The 20,403-nt window shown below is 73.3% G+C and carries 12 protein-coding genes and 1 pseudogene; 11 read left to right on the top strand and 2 right to left on the bottom strand.

Features of this window, described 5'->3' with window-relative positions:
• Positions 1-246: 246 nt before the first annotated feature.
• The 8 genes from AB0J08_RS32100 to AB0J08_RS32065 all read left to right on the top strand — a co-directional run bounded on the left by AB0J08_RS32100 (position 247) and on the right by AB0J08_RS32065 (position 12,190).
• Positions 247-5,196, top strand: a complete 4,950-nt coding sequence (locus AB0J08_RS32100) for an NAD-glutamate dehydrogenase (RefSeq protein ID WP_360641372.1) — start codon at positions 247-249, stop codon at positions 5,194-5,196.
• Between the two features lie 449 nt (positions 5,197-5,645).
• Entirely contained in the window at positions 5,646-7,037 is a 1,392-nt protein-coding gene (locus AB0J08_RS32095; RefSeq protein ID WP_360641371.1) for an ATP-binding protein, read from the top strand.
• Positions 7,034-7,435 carry a roadblock/LC7 domain-containing protein gene (locus AB0J08_RS32090; RefSeq protein ID WP_360641370.1) on the top strand — a complete coding sequence of 134 codons (402 nt, stop codon included), beginning with the start codon at positions 7,034-7,036 and terminating at the stop codon, positions 7,433-7,435. Before AB0J08_RS32095 ends, AB0J08_RS32090 begins: the two co-directional genes overlap by 4 nt.
• Positions 7,432-7,806 (top strand): DUF742 domain-containing protein, encoded by a 375-nt coding sequence (locus AB0J08_RS32085; RefSeq protein ID WP_360641369.1) that lies wholly within the window; start codon positions 7,432-7,434, stop codon positions 7,804-7,806. Before AB0J08_RS32090 ends, AB0J08_RS32085 begins: the two co-directional genes overlap by 4 nt.
• The gene (locus AB0J08_RS32080) at positions 7,781-8,371 is read left to right on the top strand and encodes an ATP/GTP-binding protein (RefSeq protein WP_360641368.1); all 591 of its coding nucleotides are present in this window, start codon (positions 7,781-7,783) and stop codon (positions 8,369-8,371) included. The genes AB0J08_RS32085 and AB0J08_RS32080 overlap by 26 nt, the downstream gene beginning before the upstream one ends.
• Before the next feature lie 62 nt (positions 8,372-8,433).
• Entirely contained in the window at positions 8,434-9,825 is a 1,392-nt protein-coding gene (locus AB0J08_RS32075; RefSeq protein WP_360641367.1) for a cytochrome P450, read from the top strand.
• 299 nt (positions 9,826-10,124) lie between these two features.
• On the top strand, positions 10,125-11,258 hold the full coding sequence (locus AB0J08_RS32070) for a cytochrome P450 (RefSeq protein WP_360641388.1): 1,134 nt from the start codon (positions 10,125-10,127) through the stop codon (positions 11,256-11,258).
• A complete protein-coding gene (locus tag AB0J08_RS32065) occupies positions 11,255-12,190 on the top strand; it encodes an enoyl-CoA hydratase/isomerase family protein (protein ID WP_360641366.1) in 936 nt (311 codons plus the stop codon). Before AB0J08_RS32070 ends, AB0J08_RS32065 begins: the two co-directional genes overlap by 4 nt.
• Before the next feature lie 259 nt (positions 12,191-12,449).
• Here the strand turns inward: AB0J08_RS32065 and AB0J08_RS32060 are convergent, their stop codons facing one another.
• Positions 12,450-15,311 carry an FtsK/SpoIIIE domain-containing protein gene (locus AB0J08_RS32060; RefSeq protein ID WP_360641365.1) on the bottom strand — a complete coding sequence of 954 codons (2,862 nt, stop codon included), beginning with the start codon at positions 15,309-15,311 and terminating at the stop codon, positions 12,450-12,452.
• Positions 15,312-15,724: 413 nt separating this feature from the next.
• Here AB0J08_RS32060 and AB0J08_RS32055 point away from each other — a divergent pair, with 413 nt between their 5' ends.
• The 3 genes from AB0J08_RS32055 to prfB all read left to right on the top strand — a co-directional run bounded on the left by AB0J08_RS32055 (position 15,725) and on the right by prfB (position 20,274).
• Complete coding sequence (locus AB0J08_RS32055; RefSeq protein ID WP_360641364.1) at positions 15,725-17,632, top strand: protein kinase; 1,908 nt, start codon at positions 15,725-15,727, stop codon at positions 17,630-17,632.
• A gap of 212 nt (positions 17,633-17,844) precedes the next feature.
• The gene (locus AB0J08_RS32050; protein ID WP_360641363.1) at positions 17,845-19,104 is read left to right on the top strand and encodes a serine/threonine-protein kinase; all 1,260 of its coding nucleotides are present in this window, start codon (positions 17,845-17,847) and stop codon (positions 19,102-19,104) included.
• 57 nt (positions 19,105-19,161) lie between these two features.
• Complete coding sequence (prfB, locus tag AB0J08_RS32045) at positions 19,162-20,274, top strand: peptide chain release factor 2 (protein ID WP_360641362.1); 1,113 nt, start codon at positions 19,162-19,164, stop codon at positions 20,272-20,274.
• Positions 20,275-20,311: 37 nt separating this feature from the next.
• Here prfB and AB0J08_RS32040 read toward each other — a convergent pair.
• Positions 20,312-20,403 (bottom strand): annotated as a pseudogene (locus tag AB0J08_RS32040) (6-phosphogluconate dehydrogenase); the annotation flags it as partial.

Below are 20,403 nucleotides of genomic sequence, written 5' to 3'. Positions count from 1 at the left end.
GGACGGAGGGATCTTCCTGGAGGATTGCGCCTCCCTGTCCCCTGACACCTTCGAATCCTCCCGTTAGGCTGGCTGGCGTCGTCGGGTGGCTGCAGGCCGAACGTCTCGTCCTACCCGCTGCGGAGGTATTTCATGCGCGCCATGGAGACCTTTCAGCCGGTTGGTGCGGCAGGATTGCGCTTGACCCGGCGGTGAGACCACACACCACCGAGTCACGCAACGGCGCGCGACAGGAGCCAAGAAGTCATGCAGACCAAGCTGGACGCAGCCAAGGCCGAACTGCTCACGAAGGCAGCAGCAGCCGCTGAGAACAGCCAGGTGGGGGGAGCGGCGCCGGGGGAGGGTCTGAGCAACGGCGCTCTGACCGCGTACCTGCACCACTACTACCTCCACACCGCGGCCGAGGACCTGGTCGACCGCGACCCGGTCGACGTGTACGGCGCGGCCGCCTCCCACTACCGCCTCGGCCTCAAGCGCCCGCAGGGCACCGCCGAGGTTCGGGTGCACACCCCGTCGGTGGAGGAGAACGGCTGGTCCTGCGGCCACACCGTGGTCGAGGTCGTGACCGACGACATGCCGTTCCTGGTCGACTCGGTCACCAACGAGCTGTCCCGCCAGGACCGCGCGATCCACATCGTGATCCACCCCCAGCTGGTCGTCCGCCGTGACATCACCGGCAAGCTGCTGGAGATCCTGGACATCGACGCCTGCGCCCGCAGCCAGGCCGCCGGCGCCGAGTGGCCCGCCGACGCCGTCGTCGAGTCGTGGATGCACATCGAGATCGACCGTGAGACCGACCGCGAGGACCTGCGCGCGATCGAGGCCGACCTGCGCCGCGTCCTGGGCGACGTCCGCGAGGTCGTCGAGGACTGGACGAAGATGCGCGAGTCCGCGCTGCGTCTGGCCGACGAGCTCGCCGAGGAGCCGCCGGCCCACCTGCCCGAGCAGGAGGTCGGCGAGGCCTGGGAGCTGATGCGCTGGCTCGCCGACGACAAGTTCACCTTCCTCGGCTACCGCGAGTACGACCTGGTGGAGCACGAGGGCGAGGAGGTCCTCCGGGCCGTCGCCGGCACCGGCCTGGGCATCCTGCGCTCCGACCCGCTCAGCCACGACGAGGACCACCACCCGGTCAGCGAGGCCTTCGGCCGGCTCTCCGCGCCGGTGCGCGCCAAGGCCCACGAGAAGAAGCTGCTCGTCCTCACCAAGGCCAACAGCCGCTCGACCGTGCACCGCCCGGCCTACCTCGACTACGTCGGCGTGAAGAAGTTCGACGCCAACGGCGAGGTCGTCGGCGAGCGCCGCTTCCTCGGCCTGTTCTCGGCCGCCGCCTACACCGAGTCGGTCAGCCGCATCCCGGTGGTCCGCCGCAAGGTCCAGGACGTCATCCTCAGCTCCGGCTTCTCCACCGAGAGCCACGACGGTCGCGACCTGCTGCAGATCCTGGAGACCTTCCCCCGGGACGAGATCTTCCAGACCCCGGCCGAGGAACTGCTCCAGATCGCCACCAGCGTGCTCTACCTCCAGGAGCGCCGCCGGCTGCGGCTGTTCCTGCGCCAGGACGAGTACGGGCGCTACTTCTCCGCCCTGGTCTACCTGCCGCGCGACCGCTACACCACCCGCATCCGGTTGCGCCTGATGGACATCCTGATGCAGGAGCTCAACGGCGCCTCGATCGACTACACGGTCTGGTCGACGGAGTCCGTGCTGACCCGTCTGCACTTCGTCGTCCGGGTCACCCCCGGCAGTGAGCTTCCGCACCTCACCGACGCCGAGATCGAGCGGATCGAGGGCAAGCTCGCCGAGGCCGCCCGGTTCTGGATGGACGGCTTCAACGACCAGCTGCACCTGGAGCTGGGCGAGGAGCGGGCCGCCGAGCTGTCCCGCAAGTACGGCAACGCCTTCCCCGACGGCTACCGCGCCGACTTCACCGCGCGCACCGCCGTCGCCGACCTCAAGCAGATCGAGTCGCTGCACGGCGAGGGCGACTTCCGCCTGAACCTGTACCAGCCGGTCGGCGCGGCCGACGACGAGCGCCGGTTCAAGATCTACCGGGTCGGCGGCCCGATCTCGCTCACCGAGGTCCTGCCGGTCCTGCAGCGCCTGGGCGTCGAGGTGCTCGACGAGCACCCGTACGCGCTGACCCGCTCGGACCACACCACCGCCTGGGTCTACGACTTCGGCCTGCGGCTGCGCGAGGCCGTCGAGCTGACCGACGAGGCGCGCGACCGCTTCCAGGAGACCTTCGCCGCCACCTGGACCGGCAAGGCCGAGAACGACGGCTTCAACGAGCTGGTGCTGACCGCCGGGCTGACCTGGCGCCAGGCGATGATGCTGCGCGCGTACGCCAAGTACCTGCGCCAGGCGGGCTCCACGTTCTCCCAGGACTACATGGAGGACGCGCTCCGCAACAACACCCACACCACCCGGCTGCTGGTCAACCTCTTCGAGGCCCGGCTGAGCCCCAGCCACCAGCTGGGCGCGGCCGAGCTGACCGAGGGCATCCTGGAGGAGCTGTCGGGCGCGCTGGACGAGGTCGTCTCGCTGGACGAGGACCGCATCCTGCGCTCCTTCCTGCACCTGATCAGGGCCACCCTGCGCACCAACTTCTTCCAGCACACCGGTGAAGCGGGCGCGTGGCACTCCTACGTGTCGATGAAGTTCGACCCGCAGGCCATCCCCGACCTGCCGGCCCCGCGCCCCGCGTTCGAGATCTGGGTGTACTCGCCGCAGGTCGAGGGCGTGCACCTGCGCTTCGGCAAGGTCGCCCGCGGCGGTCTGCGCTGGTCGGACCGGCGTGAGGACTTCCGTACCGAGATCCTCGGCCTGGTCAAGGCGCAGATGGTGAAGAACACCGTCATCGTGCCGGTCGGCGCCAAGGGCGGCTTCGTCGCCAAGCAGCTGCCGGACCCGTCGGTGGACCGGGACGCCTGGCTGGCGGAGGGCATCTCGTCCTACAAGACGTTCATCTCGGCGCTGCTGGACATCACCGACAACCTCAAGGGCGGCGAGGTCGTCCACCCCGCCGACGTGGTCCGCCACGACGAGGACGACACCTACCTGGTCGTCGCCGCGGACAAGGGCACCGCGACCTTCTCCGACATCGCCAACGGCGTCGCCGAGTCGTACGGCTTCTGGCTGGGCGACGCCTTCGCCTCCGGCGGCTCGGCCGGCTACGACCACAAGGGCATGGGCATCACGGCCCGCGGCGCCTGGGAGTCGGTCAAGCGCAACTTCCGCGAGCTCGGCCACGACACCCAGTCCGAGGACTTCACCGTCGTCGGCATCGGCGACATGTCCGGCGACGTCTTCGGCAACGGCATGCTGCTCAGCGAGCACATCCGCCTGGTCGCCGCCTTCGACCACCGGCACATCTTCCTCGACCCCAACCCGGACGCGGCCACCTCCTACGCCGAGCGCCGCCGCCTCTTCGAGCTGCCCCGCAGCTCCTGGGACGACTACGACAAGTCGCTGATCTCGGCGGGCGGCGGCGTCTTCCCGCGCAGCGCCAAGTCGATCCAGCTGACCTCGCAGGTGCGGGCCGCGCTCGGCGTCCAGGAGAGCCGGCTCACCCCGGCCGAGCTGATGAAGCGGATCCTCCAGGCGCCGGTCGACCTGTTCTGGAACGGCGGCATCGGCACCTACGTCAAGGCCTCGACCGAGACCAACGCCGAGGTCGGCGACAAGGCCAACGACGCCATCCGGGTCAACGGCGAGCAGCTCCGGGTGCGGGTCGTCGGCGAGGGCGGAAACCTCGGCTGCACCCAGCTCGGCCGCATCGAGTACGCCGCGTCCGGCGGTCCCCAGAGCGCCGGCGGCTGGATCAACACCGACGCCATCGACAACTCGGCCGGTGTGGACACCTCGGACCACGAGGTCAACATCAAGATCCTGCTCAACCAGGTGGTCGCCGACGGCGACATGACGGTCAAGCAGCGCAACCAGCTGCTCGCCGAGATGACCGACGAGGTCGGCCACCTGGTGCTGCGCAACAACTACGCGCAGAACGTGGTGCTGGCCAACGCCGTCGCCCAGGCGACCAGCATGGTCAACGTCCACTCCCGGATGATCAACCGCCTGGAGCGCGACGGCCGGCTCGACCGGGGTCTGGAGTTCCTGCCCACCGAGCGGCAGATCCGCGAGCGCCAGCAGAACGGCCGCGGCCTCTCGCAGCCCGAGCTGTCGGTGCTGCTCGCCTACACCAAGATCACCCTGGCCGACGAACTGCTCGCCACCGAGCTGCCCGACGACCCGTTCTTCCGCACCGCGCTGTACGAGTACTTCCCGAGCGCGCTGCGGGCGCGGTTCGCCGAGGCGATCGACAACCACGCGCTGCGCCGCGAGATCATCACCACGCTGATCGTCAACGACACGATCAACCGCGGTGGCTGCACATTCGCCTTCCGGCTGAAGGAGGAGACCGGCGCCACGTACGAGGAGATCGCCCGGACGCACACCGCCGCGCGGGCCGTCTTCGGCCTGGAGCAGATCTGGTCCGAGATCGAGGCCCTGGACAACCAGGTCCCGTCCGGCGCCCAGACCAGGATGCGGCTGCACTCGCGCCGGCTCGTCGAGCGCGCCACCCGGTGGATGCTCAACAACCGCCGCCAGCCGCTCGACATCGCGGGCACCATCGAGTTCTTCCACGACCGGGTCAACCAGGTCTGGGGTTCGCTGCCCAAGCCGCTGCGCGGCGAGGACCTCGCCTGGTTCGAGTCGGTCTACGGCGAGCTCGCCGCGGCCGGTGTGCCCGAGGAGCTGGCCGGCCGGATCGCGGGTCTGTCCTCGACCTTCCCGACCCTGGACATCACCGAGGTCGCGGACCGGTCCGGCAAGGACGTCGCCGAGGTCGCCGAGCTCTACTACGACCTGGCCGACCGCCTGCAGATCACCCACCTGCTCGACCGCATCATCGAGCTGCCGCGGACCGACCGCTGGTCGTCGATGGCCCGCGCCGCCATCCGCGAGGACCTCTTCGCGGCCCACGCGGCTCTGACCGCCGACATCCTGGCCTGCGGCCCCGAGGGCGCGACCCCCGAGGAGCGGTACACCGCCTGGGCGGAGCTCAATTCCACCCTGCTGAACCGCGCCAAGAGCACGCTCGACGACATAAGGGGTTCGGACAACTACGAGCTGTCCAGCCTCTCGGTCGCGATGCGCGTCATCCGCACCCTGCTCCGCACGGGTTCGATGCGCTGAGCAACCGCAGGGCCGGAGCGCCGGCGGCGGGGTCGTGTCTTCGGACGCGGCCCCGCCGCCGTTTTGCGTGGTCGCGGCGGCCGCGGCGTCGGTGTACGGAGATCCGGGCACCGGAGCGTAGTGAGGTGAGCACTCTGCGCGCCGCCCCGTTTGTGATGCCGATGTGAGGCCTGGGTGAACGCCGGGTCACAAAATCCGGTACTCCCGTGGCGTGGTGTCGGAAGGTGGCGGAGTTTCTCCCCAACTGCCCTGATTGGCAACTGTTCTGACATGCCAAGAGTTGCAGTAAGCTAACTCCGCGATAGGCGTTGCCGCAGGTCTCGTGCCGGAAGAGCTCCACCGACGTGATGGAACGACAGGTGTCTTTCGGTGGGGCGCAGGCCGTCAGTCCCGTTCGCGCAGGGCGGTCCGGACCTGTTCCTGACGCGATGCCACCTGAAGAGAGTTTCATGACGTCATTTGTGCAGGAACCCTTTTTCTGGGTCTCCATCGTGGTGATGCTCGTAGCCGTCGCAGTCGCCCTCCAGGCTCGCAGGACGAACCTCTCGCTGCGCAGGCGAAACGTTTCCCTTGAGGAGGCGACCGCCCTGGCGCAGCGGCAGCGCGACGATCTCGGTGCGCTGAACGCGCGTCTGCAGAGCCAGCACGCGGCCGTACTGGCGGAGGTCCGCAGGGACGCCGAGGAGGACACCAAGGCGGTCCTCAAGGCGGCGATGCGAACCCTGCAGGGTCTGGCCGACGAGCAGCAGGTCGTCATCGACAAGGTGCAGCGCAAGTACGGCGACAGCCCGCAGATCCTCGCCGACCTGATGCTGATCGACCATACGAACAGTCAGTTCGGCCGGCGCGCCCAGGGCATCGCGGTGCTCTGCGGCGGCTGGCTGGGCCGCCGGGAGACCGTCGCCTCGATCTATGACGTGGCCCGCAGCGCCCAGGGCCGGATCCGGCACTTCGACCGGGTGCAGATCCACTCCCGGGTCAGCGTCTCGCTCGCCAGCAAGGTCGTCGAGCCGGTCGCCGTGGTGCTGGCCGAGCTGCTGGCCAACGCCACCAACTACTCCGCCCCGGACACCCCGGTGGAGATCAGCGTCCAGGCCGTCCCGACCGGTGTCTGCCTGATCATCGACGACGCCGGTCTCGGGATGGGGCAGGAGGAGAAGGACCGCGCCGCCGCGCTCCTCAACCCGGGTGCGCCGATCAGCCTCACCGGCCTGGGCAACCCCCCGAAGTTCGGCTTCGCCGTCTCCGGCATGCTCTCCGCCCGCTACGGCTTCCGGGTCTCCGTCGACTCGGTCTCCCCGTACGGCGGTGTACGGGCCGTGGTGCTGCTGCCGGCCGAGCTGCTCAGCAGTGAGGTCGCACCCCCGGCCGTCGTCGAGCACGGCGGGTACGAGGGCGCCCACCAGGGTGAGTACCAGGGTGAGTACCAGGGTGAGTACCGAGGTGCCCACCAGAACGAGTACAACGGCGCCCACCAGGGCGAGTACCAGGCCGCCTACCAGGGCGAGTACCAGGGGGAGCCGGTGGAGCAGCCCGTGCCGGCCCGGGCGCAGGCCCTCGGACAGCGGCCCGCGTCGCTGCCCGAGCCGGCCCCGCTCGCTCCCGCCCCGCTCGCCCCGGCCGCGGCGCAGGCGGAAACGGAGATGACGGCGGACGGACGGCTGCCCCGGCGCCGACGCCAGCGCACTGTCTCGGTGGTCCCGCAACCGCAGGACTCCGGCCGCGTCGACGAGCCGGTGCGGAGCACCGGCCAGCAGACGGCGTCCCGCCTCGGCGCGTTCCAGCGCGGGACGCTGTCCGGGCGCAACACCATGACCACGGAAGGAACCGAGATCCAGTGAGCCCTGATCTGTCCTGGGTGCTCAACGATGTGCTTCAGGTGCGCGGTGCCCGTCATGCCATCCTCGTCTCCGCCGACGGCCTCCTGCTCGAACGGTCCAGCGAGATCGGCCGCGACGAGGCGGAGACCAACGCCGCCGCGATGAGCTCGATGCAGTCGCTGAGCCGGGCGGTCGCCCCGTTCGTCGGGGGCAGCGGCGGCACGTGGCGCCAGACGCTCCTGGAGTACGACCACGGCTGGATCTTCCTGATCGCGGCCGGCAGCGGTGCCTACCTCGCGGCCTCCACCGCCTCCGACGTCGACATGGAGGCCATGTCCTTCCGGATGCAGCAGCAGGTGGGCGCGCTCGGACGGGCGATGACAGCGGCGCCGCGCCAGAGCACACACAGCGGCTCATGACGGTTCCTGGCGAGGAGCAGCGGGTTGCCAGCGGCTTCATCCGCTCCTATGTCATCACCGGCGGCCGTGAGCTGCCGAGTGCGGACGATCTGTCCCTGATCACCCTGGTCACCGTCGCTCCCGAGCAGGGACTCCCGGCCCGTCCGAGCCCGGAGACCCTGGCGATCTGGGAACTGTGTTCCGGCGGCTACCTCTCGGTGGCCGAGGTCGCGGCCCACCTGGCGCTGCCGGTCGGGGTGGTGAGGCTGCTGCTGACGGACCTGATCCGCGAGGGACGGCTGCTGCGCCGGGCGGCCCCGCCACCGGCCCAGGCCCCGGATCCGAGACTCCTAGAGAAGGTACTGCATGGACTTCAACGCCGGTTCGCCTGAGGACATCTACGTCCCGGGCGGGGTGACGACCGCTGTCAAGATCCTGGTCGTGGGGCACTTCGCGGTCGGCAAGACCACGCTCATCGGCGCCCTCTCGGAGATCGCCCCGCTGAGCACCGAGGAGAAGATGACGCAGGCCTCCACCGGCGTCGACGACCTCCGGGGCGTACCGGACAAGAAGACCACGACCGTCGCGCTGGACTTCGGCCGGCTGACGCTCGGCGACGACCTGGTGCTGTACCTGTTCGGCACGCCGGGCCAGCAGCGGTTCATGCAGCTCTGGGAGGACATGGCGCGGGGGGCGCTGGGAGCGCTGCTGCTGACCGACCCGACCCGCCTCACGGACACGTTCCCCGTCATCGACCTGATCGAGCAGTACGGCCTGGAGTACGCCGTGGCGGTCAACAGCTTCGACCGGCAGAGCGACTACACCGAGGACGAACTGCGCGAGGCGCTCGACCTGCTCCCGCACACGCCGGTGGTGTTCTGCGACGCGCGCGACCAGCGGTCGTCCGCCGACGCCCTGCTCACCCTCGTCCGGCACCTGCTCGAACGAGCCTCCTGACCCTCCCCCCGTCACCGCCTCCCGCGGCCGCACCCGCCGGGGCCACTTCCGAGGAACGACCCATGGAATCTCCGCAGCGACCCGCCCCGCAGTCGCCTCCCCCGGGCTGCCCGATGCACGGCGGGCCTACTCCGCTGTACGGGGAGATGTTCTCGTCCGACCCCGAGGCGGTCTACGACGCGCTGCGTGCGCACGGCCCCGTCGCGCCCGTGGAGCTGTCCCCGGGGGTGGACGCCACCCTGGTCACCTCGCACGAGGTCGCCCTGCGGGTGCTGCAGAACCCGGGGCTCTTCGCCCGGGACTCCCGGCGGTGGTCGGCGCTGAAGGAGGGGCGGGTGCCGATGGACAGCCCCGTCCTGCCGATGATGTTCTACCGCCCCAACTGCCTCTTCACGGACGGCACCGAGCACCTGCGGCTGCGCAAGGCCGTCACCGAGAGCCTGGAGCGGCTCAACGACAACCGGCTCAACCGGCACGTCGAGCGGATCGCCGGCTACCTGATCGACCAGTTCAGCCCGCTGGGCCGGGCCGATCTGATCAACGACTACGCCAAGCTGCTGCCGCTGCTGCTGTTCAACCAGCTCTTCGGCTGCCCGGCCGACATCGGCGACCGGCTGACCCGCAGCATGTCCGCGCTCTTCGACGGCCTCGACGTGCTCCAGGCCAACGAGGAGCTGAACGCCTGCCTGATGGACCTGGTGGCGCTGAAGCGGCGTCAGCCGGGCGACGACATCACCTCGTGGCTCGTCCAGCACCCGGCCGGCCTGCGCGACGAGGAGCTCAAGGACCAGCTGGTCATGCTGATGGGCGCCGGCGTCGAGCCCGAGCGCAACCTGATAGGCAACGCGCTGCTCCTGCTGCTGTCCGGTGACGGCGGTTCGGGGATGCGCATCGAGGACGCCCTCGACGACGTGCTGTGGAACAACCCGCCGATCGCCAACTACGCGACGCACTTCCCGATGCAGGACGTCGAGGTGGGCGGGGTCCGGATGCCCGCGGACAGCCCGGTGGTGATCAGCTTCGCCGCCGCCAACACCGACCCGGTGCTGACCGACGCCCGACTGACCCTCAGCAAGGGCGCCCATCTGGCCTGGGGCGCCGGCCCGCACGCGTGCCCGGCCAAGTCCCCGGCCCAGCTGATCGCGCTGACCGCGATCGAGTGCCTGCTCAACGCGCTCCCGGACGTCACGCTCGCGGTGCCCGCGCAGAGCGTGGGCTGGCGGCCGGGCCCGTTCCAGCGCGGGCTGGTCTCGCTGCCGGTGCGGTTCAGCCCGGCGCCCGTCCGCCCCCCGGTGGCGGGCACGGGCGCCGGACCGAGCGGCCCGCCCGCCGCGGCGCCCGCCAACGCGACGCCGCACCCGCCGGCCGCCACCACCGCGGCACCCGCCGCGGGCCGGGCCCCGGTCAAGCAGAAGGGGTGGTGGAGCTCCTTCCTGGACGTCTTCCGGCTCTGACCGGGGTCGGAGCCGGAGCCCGTACGACCGCTCAGCGGTGAACGGCGTCCGGCGACTTCGGGCATGTGACGGGGGCAACTCCGATCCACGCTTGAGCGCGCTCCCGGTGGGTAGGTCGCCGCCGTACTGCCCGCCAGCGCAAGGAGCCACGTGTGACCGCCATGATGGAAGCCCGCCCCGGGACACCGGAGTGCCGTGCTGGAACCGTCGACCGCCGTGCCGCCGTGCCGCTCCTGCGGCGGCTGCGGTCGGCGGAGGGACTGGCCGACCCGTTCCCGATCTACGACGAGCTGCGGGCCATGGGCGATCTCGTGCCGGCTCCGTGGGGCGGGTACCTGGTCACCGGGTACGACGCGTGCGACCAGGTCCTGCGGGACAGGAGCTGGCTGGTCCCCGACTTCGCCTGGCAGGACCGGCAGACCGACACCGAGCGCTGGCAGGCCGTCGCCACCCAGGAGATGAGCCGGACCCTCCACCGGCTCAACGCCCCGGTCCACACCCGGCAGCGGCACAGTCTCGGGAACCTCTTCGGCCGCCAGACGCTCCAGGCCATGGCGCCGGAGATCGAGGCCGACGTCGCCGGTCTGCTCGACCGCCTGGCCGAGCGAATACGCGTGGACGGCGAGGCGGACCTGGCCGCGCTGGTCGGCGACCGGCTGCCGATCAACACCATCGGGCGCTGGCTGGACATCCCGCCGGAGGACTTCGCGCACATCCTGGAGATCACCCACAACCAGGTGCACGCCCAGGAACTCCTGCCCACCAAGAGCCAGCTGGCGATCTCCGAAGCGGCCACCCTGGAACTGCGGCGGTACTTCACCGGCCTCGTCCAGGAGCGTCGAGCCAACCCGGGCGACGACGTGGTGTCCGGCTGGATCCGCACCTGGGATGCGCTGGAGTCCGACCGCGAGGCCACCGACCGGACCGTCTACGAGCTCACCATGTTCGTCACCATCGCCTCCCTGGAGGCCACGGCGGCGTCGCTCTCCCTGATGGTGTGGTCACTGCTGCGCTCCCCCGGCACCTGGGACTGGCTGCGGGCCCGGCCGGAGCACATCGACGACGCGGTCGAGGAGGCGCTGCGCTACGACCCGCCGGTCCGCCTCAACAGCCGCGTCGCGGGGGAGGACACCGTACTGGCCGGGGTGTTCCTCCCCAAGGACACCATGGTCCACGTGATGTACGGCGCGGCCAACCGCGATCCGCGCCGCAATCCGGCTCCGCACACGTTCGACGTCCTGCGCAAGGGCTCGCACATCGCCTTCGGCGGGGGCGCCCACTACTGCCTCGGCGCGGCCCTGGCCAGGCTGGAGGCGCGCGCCCTGCTGGGTCAACTGCTGCGGCGTTTCCCGACCCTGCGGGTGGTGGGCCAGCCCGAGTTCGCACCCCGGATGGTCTTCCACCGGGTGATGTCCTTGAGAGTTGCGGCATGAACGTTTCCTCCGAGGCGGTCCCGTACCCCCCGTACACGCAGCACCCCCCGTACCCTCCGCAGCCTCCGGCGCCGCCCGAGCCCGGCGGGGCGGCCGAGCCCGCCCACGACCGTGCGGCCCGTGCGGCCGCCTACCGGGAGCCCGCCGCCGCCCACACCCCGGTCGCGGCCCGCAGCGTCCGCGTCGAGCGCCGGGGCGCGGTGCTGTACGTCGAGTTGGACAGCCCCGAGACCGGGAACGCCGTCACCGCGGCCATGCTGGCGGAACTCCTCGCCGCCCTCTCCGCGCCGGACCCGGCCGTACGCGTCGTGGTCCTCTCCGGCGCCGGCCCGGACTTCTGCCTCGGCGGCGACCGGGACGAGTTCGCCGACTCGCTCGGCGCGGACCCCACCGGCGGAGGTGTCCGCAGCTCCGGCACCCTGGCCCGCCGGGTCTGCGAGGCCCTCACCGACAGTTCCGTCGTCACCATCGCCAGGGTCCAGGGTCGGGCGACAGGCGCCGGCTTCGCCCTGGCCCTCGCCTGTGACCTGCGGGTCGGTGCCGACACGGCCGCCTTCCGGCTGCCCGAACTCGCCCTCGGTCTGCCCGTCGCCTGGGGCGGCCTGCTGCCCCGCCTCCTCAACGAGGTCGGCGCGGCCCGCGCCCGGGAGATCATCCTCACCGGCCGCCCGGTCGGTGCCGCGGAGGCTTTCGACCTCTCGATCCTGCAGCGGGTCGTCCCCGAGCAGGATCTGGACCGGGCCGTGGAGGAGTGGGTCAAGCCGGTCGCGCGCCGCCCCGAGGCCGGCCTGCGGGTCACCAAGAGCCTGCTCAACTCCCATGCGGCGGCGACGCGGCTGGGCGACACCTCCGTGCTGGACGCCGAGCTGATGGCCTCCGTCCTCGCCGCCGCCCACTACACCCGCGGGCTCGCCACCCCGTCGTCCCCCTGATCGACTGCCCCGCCCCGACGGCCCGTACGAGATGCCGGTTACGGGAGGCCGGGCCGGGCAGGGCTGGACGGACGAGGCCACCCAGGACGGTGCCGAGGTCGGCGCCCGGCCTTGGCGGACCGCGGTATGCCCTGCTCCTGCGGACCCTGCGGACCCTGCGGACCCTGCGGACCCTGCGGCACGCCTCGGCGGCGGCGCGGCGGGAGCCGGGCGGCCGAGGGGCCTTCCGGCCCGGCGGCCGGTCGGAGGACCCGCCGCGTCAGTGCGTGGCCGCCCGCTGGAGCGCGCTCGCCAGCAGGGCGAGGTCGGTCGGGCCGTTGCCGAGCTCGCGTACCGGCCGGCGGGCCGGCGGGGCGCCGAGCTGGAGCGGGTCTATGGCGACCACCGTGGGCCGCAGGGTCGCGGTCCGGGGGATGCGGCCGCTGATCCGGGCGCTCTGGAACGCGGTGACGCCGCCGTCGGGCAGCCGCAGGTAGCCGCGGCCGGGGGTGTCCTCGCCCAGTGCGGCGGCGTCGCCGAGGTGGATCAGCAGATCCGAGTCGGCCGGATCGTCGGTGCGCAGGGCGATCCGCAGCAGCGCGGCCTCGTCGACCTCGGTGCCGGCGCTCTCCTCGGGGTGGCCGGTGGTGACGGCGAGGTGGACGCCGAGCGGCCCGCCGCGGCGGGCGACGGCCGCGAGGGCGCGGGCCAGCGGCCGGCCGGCCGGGGAGGTGGGGGCGAGCAGGGCGTCGTAGTCGTCCACCACGACGACCAGCCGGGCGGGCACCGCGCCGGCGGGGGAGGGCGCGGGCCGGGGGGAGTCGCCGCTGCGCGGGTGGATGATCTTGGCCGTGGCCGGCGGGGCCGTGGTGCCGGCGGCCCCGACCGCGGCGGGCACCGGGACGGCCGGCCGATGGCTGTCGTCCGGAGCGAGCTCGCCGGCCAGGCCCCGCTCGCCGTCCAGGATGCGGGCCGCGTGCCAGGAGGCGAAGTCCAGGCCGTCGAACAGCCGCTCGCGCAGGTCGAGCTCGTCCTCCAGCGTCTGCGCGGCGAGCAGCGCGGCGCGCGGGTCGGTGGCGGCGTTCACCAGGCCGGTGACGTGCGGCAGCTCGGTGCAGCCGTCCAGGCCGTCCTCGGTGGCCCGGCCCTCGACGAGGGTGACGGCCAGCCGCTCGGGCCGCTCGGACACGGCCAGTGAGGCGACCAGGGTGCGCAGCAGCTCGGTCTTGCCGGAGCCGCGCGCCCCGCCGATGAGCAGGTGCGGGCCGCCCGGGTCGGGGGAGGGGAGGGTGAGCTCGGGGTCGGAGAGGTCGAGGGTGCAGAGCTCGTCGCGGGTGGTGCCCAGCAGGGCGGTGGCGGCGCCGATGCCACCGGCGTGCGCCGCCCAGCGGGCGGAGAGCTTGGCGGGGGTGACGGTGTCGAGCTGGAGCAGGTCGAGCAGGCGCAGCGCGTCGGGCAGCGGGCCGCGGGCGGCCGGGACGGCCTCGCGAAGCGGGGCGAGGAGGCGGGCCAGCCGCTCGGCCCAGGCGTCCGAGACGGCGTCCAGACTGACCTCGTGCAGGGTCTCCCGGCCCCGGGCGACCGGCCGGTCGAGCGAGAGCTGGGTGCCGACCTCGCCGGTGATCAGGGCGGTGGCGCCGAGGCCGCGCGGCAGCAGCTCGGGCTGCTCGGCGAGGCAGATCGGGAAGATGCCGACGGCCGGGCCCTGGCGCAGCAGCAGGTCGAGCGCCTGCCGGGCGCCCTCGCCGGCCGGGCGGCCGTCGACCACGACGACGGTGGCGGGGTGGCCGCCGAGGCCGGTCGGACCGCTGAGCCGGGCGGTGAGTTCGGTGAGGCGGGCGGTGGCCTGGTCGTCGTCGAGGCCGATCAGAAGCCGGCAGTCCTGGCCGTCGGCGGGGCGCAGGTGCGGCAGCCACAGGGCCCAGGCCCAGGTGTCGGCGCGGTCCTGCGCGGGCCGCGCCGGGTCGGCGTCCACCACGACCAGGCTGAGGCCGGTGGGCGGGTGCAGGGCGGCGAGCTGGGCGACGACCGCGCGGGTGAGGGCGTCGAGCCGCTCGCGCGGGCCGCTGAGGCCGAGGCTGCCGGCGGTCTGCAGGTCGAGGGTGACGGGGACGGCGGGCAACAGGGTGCCTGGGGAGGTGCCGGGGCCACCGGGCCGGTCGGCGGTGCCGAGGCGCAGGGTGAGCGCGTCGGGGTGGCCGGGCGCGCGCTCCCAGAGCCGGGGGCCCGGGCCGAGGGCGTTGAGAAGCAGGGTGGCGAGGTCGGGCCAGCGCTCGCGCTGGGCGGCGGCCTGCCGGGTGCGGATGGCGGCGTGGTGGCGCTCGGCGCTCTCCTGGCCGGGCGGCTCGGCGGCGGCGCGGCCGAGCCGGAGCGAGAGCAGCCCCCGGGTACGGCCGGCGGCGGGCTCGGGCGCGGCGGGCGGTTCGGTCACCGGCGGCGCGGGCCGGCCGGGGGCGGGGGCGGCGAGCTGGAGGTGGCCGTGGCCGTCGGGCAGCGCCGCGCGGGCGGGCGCCCCGGAGCCGCTCCCGGGATCCGGCGGGGTGACCCGCAGGGTGGACTCGCCGATCCGGAGCAGGCCGCCGCCCTCCAGCGGGACGGCCTCCTCGGGCGGGCCGGGCGGGACGATCCGGCCGTCCAGGGTGGTGCCGTTGGTGGAGCCGAGGTCGCGGACGGTGACCCGGCCGTCCTCCCCGAGGTGTAGCGCGAGGTGGAGGCGCGAGACGTCCGGATCGTCGAGCGGGACGTCTGCCTCGCCGGAGCGGCCGACCCGGATCTCCCGGCCGTGCAGGCGGTGCACGCCGCCGGCGTCGGGCCCGCCGACCACCCGCAGCTCGGCGGCGGCCGGGCCGTCGTCGGGGTCGTCGGCGGTCGGGTCGGGCTCGTTGAGGCTGAGGACGGCGCCGTCGAGCAGTGGGGGGTGGCCGAGCAGGGTGTGTTCGTCCACGCGATGCGCCCCGGCGTACAGGTGTACATGGGTGGCGGCCCGTGGGCCGCGCACGCCCACGGCGCCCGCGAGGGCGCCCGCGAGGGAGCCGAGCGCGGTACCGACGGGTGCGGTGACCAGCACGTCCACGTAGGGGATGGCGGAGCCGGCGGCTGCCGGGCCGCTGCGCGGTCGGAGGACGGTCAGCCGGATCTGCATCTCGCCCGCGGTCCCTTCTGCTGGTGCTGACGCCTGGTGCTGACGCTTGCCGCCCTGCCTGCCGACGGTCGACGCCCCTGCGGGCGGTCGCGACGACATGGGCCACAAGAGTGGCGACTGTCATCCTGCCATCCGTCACCGACAGTCCGCGCACGGTACCGGATTTGACGATCTTGCGATCATCGCCATGGTGGAGGCGACGGAGGGTCAGGTCAACCGTCGCCCGGGACGCCCCGGCACGCCGACCTCGGGGCGCCCCCCGGGGGATGTCCCAGGACCCGTTCGCAACCCCTCGCCGGTCGCCCCGAAAACGCGAACGGACACCGTTAGAGTGGCCGGAACACGGGCCCGGCAGGCTCACCGCACCTGCGGAGGAGCGCCCCGCGCGGGCGGCACGGCGAGGAGTGCGACAGGTGCGGCCAGTCGGCAGCAAGTATCTGCTTGAGGAGACCCTCGGACGAGGGGCCACCGGCACCGTCTGGCGTGGACGGGTCCGCGCGGACGTCGCGGTGCCCGGCAGCGAGCCCGGGCAGCCGGTGGCGATCAAGGTGCTGCGCGAGGAGCTGGCGGCCGACCCCGACGTGGTGATGCGCTTCCTGCGCGAGCGCTCGCTGCTGCTGCGGCTGACCCACCCCAACATCGTCAAGGTCCGCGACCTGGTCGTCGAGGGCGAGCTGCTGGCCCTGGTGATGGACCTGATCGAGGGCCCCGATCTGGCCCGCTACCTGCGCGGCAACGGCCCGTTCAGCCCGATCGCCGGCGCCCTGCTGATGGCCCAGGTCGCCGACGCGCTGGCGGCCAGCCACGCCGACGGCGTCGTCCACCGCGACCTCAAGCCGGCCAACGTGCTGCTCGCCTCCACGGTGGTGGACGGCACCGAGCAGATGCACCCGATGCTGACCGACTTCGGCATCGCCCGGCTCGCCGACTCCCCGGGCATCACCCGCACCCACGAGTTCGTCGGCACCCCGGCGTACGTCGCCCCGGAGTCCGCCGAAGGCCGCCCGCAGACCTCCGCGGTGGATGTCTACGGCGCCGGGATCATGCTGTACGAGCTGGTCACCGGCCGCCAGCCGTTCCAGGGCGACGGCCCGCTGCAGATCCTCCAGGCGCACCTCGCCCAGGAGCCGCAGCGCCCCTCGACCATGCCCGACCCGCTCTGGACGGTGATCGAGCGCTGCCTGCGCAAGGACCCGGCCCAGCGGCCGAGCGCCGTCACGCTGGCCCACGCGCTGCGGGTGGTCGCGGCCGGCGTCGGCGTGCACGCCTCCCCGGCGGCGGTGGACGCGGCGCTCGCGGTGGGCGCACTGCTGCCGCCGGACCCGCAGCCGGCCGCGGTGCCGGGCAACCCCGCCGCGGCGGGGCCGCCCGGCACGGAGGACCGCACCCAGGTGCTGCCGGCCGGCCCGCAGGGCGGCCAGTACGACGCGCAGCAGTACGACCCGGCGGCCGCGACCCGGGTGATGGGCACCCAGCCGCCGCCCGCCGCCCCGTACGGCGCCGCGGACCGCACTCAGGTGATGCCACCCACCCCGCCGGGGCCGCCGCAGCCGGAGGCGCCGCACCCCTGGCAGACCCAGCTGCGCGCCGCCCGCGACCGCAACCAGCAGACCGAGATCGGCTACTTCGAGCCGGAGGACTTCGAGGCCCCGCCGGTCGCCCCGCCGCCCTATCAGGCAGGACAGGGGGGCCAGGGCGGGCCGGCCCGCCCGCAGGGGCCGCAGGGCTACCCCCAGCAGCCGCCGCGCGGCTACCAGCAGGCCCCGCCGCCCGGCTACGCCCAGCGCCCGCCGGTGGCCCCGCCGCCCTACCAGGCGGGGCAGCGCGGTCAGGCGGGGCCGGCGGGCCAGGCCCCGCCCGGTGGCCGCCCGCAGCCGCCGGGCGGCTACAACCAGCCCCCGCAGCACGGCCGCCCGCCGCAGGGGCACCAGCCCCCGCAGGCCTACGGGCAGCAGCAGCGCCCCCAGGCCGGGCCGCCCGGCGGCTACCCGGCCCCGCCGGCGCAGCCCGCCGTGCCGCGCCGGGCGGAGCCGCCCGCCCCGCAGCGCCGGGAGCCCCCGCAGCGCCGCGAGGCGCCGCCGCAGCCCGCCCCGCGCGAGGCCGCGCCCGCCCGCGAGCCGCGCCGGCGCAGCCGCAACCGGATGTACATCCCGGGCCTCGGCTGCCTCAAGGGCTGCCTGATGGTGCTGCTGGTGCTGGCCGTGGCGGCGGTGGCGCTGTGGAACTTCACGCCGCTGCCGCAGTACTGGGCCGATGTGCGGGACTGGTTCACCAGTGCGAGCGACTGGGTGGGCAATTTCGTCGGCAGCTCCAAGGGGTGACCGCGGGGGCCCGGCACCGCGCCAGGGGCCGGGCCCGGCGGCAACATTGACGCTTTGTCGACAATCCGCGATATTTCTCGCCCGCCAGTGCCCGCCGAGCGCCCTCAGGCGGCCCGCGAAGGGGGTCCGGGCGCGTAGGTTGGTCGCTGTTGTCCCGCCCCACCGAGCGCACCGGACCCTCCCCGTGCGCTCCCGCCGCCCACGGAGCAGCATTGGCACGCAAGATCGGCAGCCGCTACACCGTCCACCAGGTGATCGGCCGGGGTTCCGCCGGGACGGTCTGGCTCGGTGAGGGCCCGGACGGCCCGGTCGCGGTCAAGCTGCTGCGCGAGGACCTCGCCGCCGACCAGGTCCTGGTCGGCCGCTTCGTCCAGGAGCGCGCCGCGCTGACCAGCCTCGACCACCCCCGGGTGGTCGGCGTGCGCGACATGGTGGTCGACGGCAGCGACCTCGCCCTGGTGATGGAGCTGGTCCAGGGCACCGACCTGCGCTCCCGACTGGAGCGCGACGGCGCCCTCGCCCCGCAGACCGCCGTCTCGGTCATCGCCGACGTCGCCGACGGCCTGGCCGCCGCGCACGCCGCCGGCATCGTCCACCGCGACGTCAAGCCGGAGAACGTCCTGCTCGACCTCGCCGCCGCCCCCGGGCCGGGCGGTGCCCCGCGCGCCAAGCTGACCGACTTCGGCGTGGCCCGCCTGGTCGACGCCCCGCGCCGGACCCGCGCCACCCGGATCATCGGCACCCCCGACTACCTCGCCCCCGAGATCATCGAGGGCCTGGAGCCGCGCGCCGCCGTCGACATCTACGCCCTCGCCACCGTGCTCTACGAGGTGCTGGCCGGCTCCACCCCGTTCGGCGGCGGCCACACCGGCGCGGTGCTGCGCCGCCACGTCACCGAGCAGGTGCCGCCCGTCCCCGGCCTGCCCGACGGCCTCTGGCGGATCATCGCCGAGTGCCTGGCCAAGGCCCCGGCCTCCCGGTTGCGCGCCGCCGAGCTGGCCGCGCGCCTGCGCGAGCAGCTGCCCGCGCTGGCCGGACTGCCGGTGCTCGCCGTCCCGCAGCAGGGCCGGGCCCCGGCCGAGGAGCAGCTGACCCCCGGTGAGGCGGTGTACGCCGAGGTGGACGCCGGCCCCGGCACGCACAAGCGCCGCCGCGGCCCGGCCGTCCCGCTGGTGCCCGGCGTCGCCCCCGACTCCACCCGGGACACCCACACCAGCCTGCGCCGCCCCTCCGCGCAGGAGCTGGCCTCCTACGCTGCCGAGTCCCGTGCCCAGCGCACCGCGCCGGGCGCCGCGCACCGCCGGGACCGCCAGGCCCTGCTGCGCCGCCGCCGGCTGCTGGCCGTCCTGCTGGCGACCGTCCTGCTGCTGGCCGGTGCGGCCGCCGCCTGGACCGCCTTCGCGGCCACCGCCCCGGAGACCGGCCAGGCCCCCCGTCCGGCCGTCCACTCCGCGCCGCCGCGGGCTCCGTAGGCAGCCGGACGACCCCGGTGTCGTCCAGTGCCTCCCCGGAACCATTACCCTGGGTGCGTGGCAGCCGTCGATCCTTCCGAAGAGCTCAAGAACCTCGACACGACCATGGGGTCGATCGAGGCAGTCCTCGACCTGGACAAGATCCGGGCCGACATCGCGCGTCTGGAGGAGGAGGCAGCCGCCCCCGACCTGTGGGACGACCTCGCGAACGCGCAGAAGGTGACCAGCCGGCTCTCCTTCCTCCAGGGGGAGCTGCGCCGCGTCGCGGGCCTGCGGGGCCGCATCGACGACCTCGGCGTCCTGTTCGAGCTCGCCGAGGCCGAGGACGACGCGGACACCCGCGTCGAGGCCGAGCAGGAGCTCGGGTCCGTCAAGAAGGCGGTCGAGGAGCTGGAGGTCCGCACCCTCCTGTCCGGCGAGTACGACGCCCGCGAGGCGCTGATCAACATCCGCGCCGAGGCCGGTGGTGTCGACGCCGCCGATTTCGCCGAGCAGCTGATGCGCATGTACCTGCGCTGGGCCGAGCGGCACGGGTACCCCACCGAGGTGTACGACACCTCGTACGCGGAGGAGGCCGGAATCAAGTCCGCGACCTTCACCGTGAAGGTGCCCTACGCGTACGGCACCCTCTCGGTCGAGCAGGGCACCCACCGCCTGGTCCGCATCTCGCCCTTCGACAACCAGGGCCGTCGGCAGACCTCGTTCGCCGGTGTCGAGGTGCTCCCGGTCGTCGAGCAGTCCGACCACGTCGACATCGACGAGTCCGAGCTGCGGATCGACGTCTACCGCGCCTCCGGCCCCGGCGGCCAGGGCGTCAACACCACCGACTCGGCGGTGCGCATCACGCACCTCCCGACCGGCGTCGTGGTCTCCTGCCAGAACGAGCGCTCGCAGATCCAGAACAAGGCGTCCGCGATGAACGTCCTCCAGGCCAAGCTGCTGGAGCGGCGCCGCCAGGAGGAGCGGGCGGCCATGGACGCACTCAAGGACAGCGGCAGCTCCTGGGGCAACCAGATGCGCTCCTACGTGCTGCACCCGTACCAGATGGTGAAGGACGTCCGCACCGAGTACGAGGTCGGCAACCCGCAGGGCGTGCTGGACGGCGACATCGACGGCTTCATCGAGGCCGGCATCCGGTGGCGCAAGCAGCGCGAGACCGCCGCGCAGTAACGACCGACAGCAGTGCGAAGGCCCCCGACGGAACTCTCATCGCGTACTCGATGCCGTTGTGGACCATCTTGGCGAAGTGGCCGGCGCCGACCGCGCCCGCGTGCACGGCGCCGAAGTCGCCCTCGGGCT

Source organism: Kitasatospora sp. NPDC050463, assembly GCF_040655255.1.
Classification (GTDB): Bacteria; Actinomycetota; Actinomycetes; order Streptomycetales; family Streptomycetaceae; genus Kitasatospora.
Note: the sequence above shows the minus strand (reverse complement) of the source record. Positions and strands in the feature narration are given on the sequence as shown.

Bases quoted from the DNA above. Each gene is read 5' to 3' on its own strand.
- AB0J08_RS32100 (WP_360641372.1), top strand. From the start codon at position 247: ATGCAGACCAAGCTGGACGCAGCCAAGGCCGAACTGCTCACGAAGGCA.
- AB0J08_RS32095 (WP_360641371.1), top strand. From the start codon at position 5,646: ATGACGTCATTTGTGCAGGAACCCTTTTTCTGGGTCTCCATCGTGGTG.
- AB0J08_RS32085 (WP_360641369.1), top strand. From the start codon at position 7,432: ATGACGGTTCCTGGCGAGGAGCAGCGGGTTGCCAGCGGCTTCATCCGC.
- AB0J08_RS32080 (WP_360641368.1), top strand. From the start codon at position 7,781: ATGGACTTCAACGCCGGTTCGCCTGAGGACATCTACGTCCCGGGCGGG.
- AB0J08_RS32075 (WP_360641367.1), top strand. From the start codon at position 8,434: ATGGAATCTCCGCAGCGACCCGCCCCGCAGTCGCCTCCCCCGGGCTGC.
- AB0J08_RS32070 (WP_360641388.1), top strand. From the start codon at position 10,125: ATGGGCGATCTCGTGCCGGCTCCGTGGGGCGGGTACCTGGTCACCGGG.
- AB0J08_RS32065 (WP_360641366.1), top strand. From the start codon at position 11,255: ATGAACGTTTCCTCCGAGGCGGTCCCGTACCCCCCGTACACGCAGCAC.
- AB0J08_RS32060 (WP_360641365.1), bottom strand. From the start codon at position 15,311: ATGCAGATCCGGCTGACCGTCCTCCGACCGCGCAGCGGCCCGGCAGCC.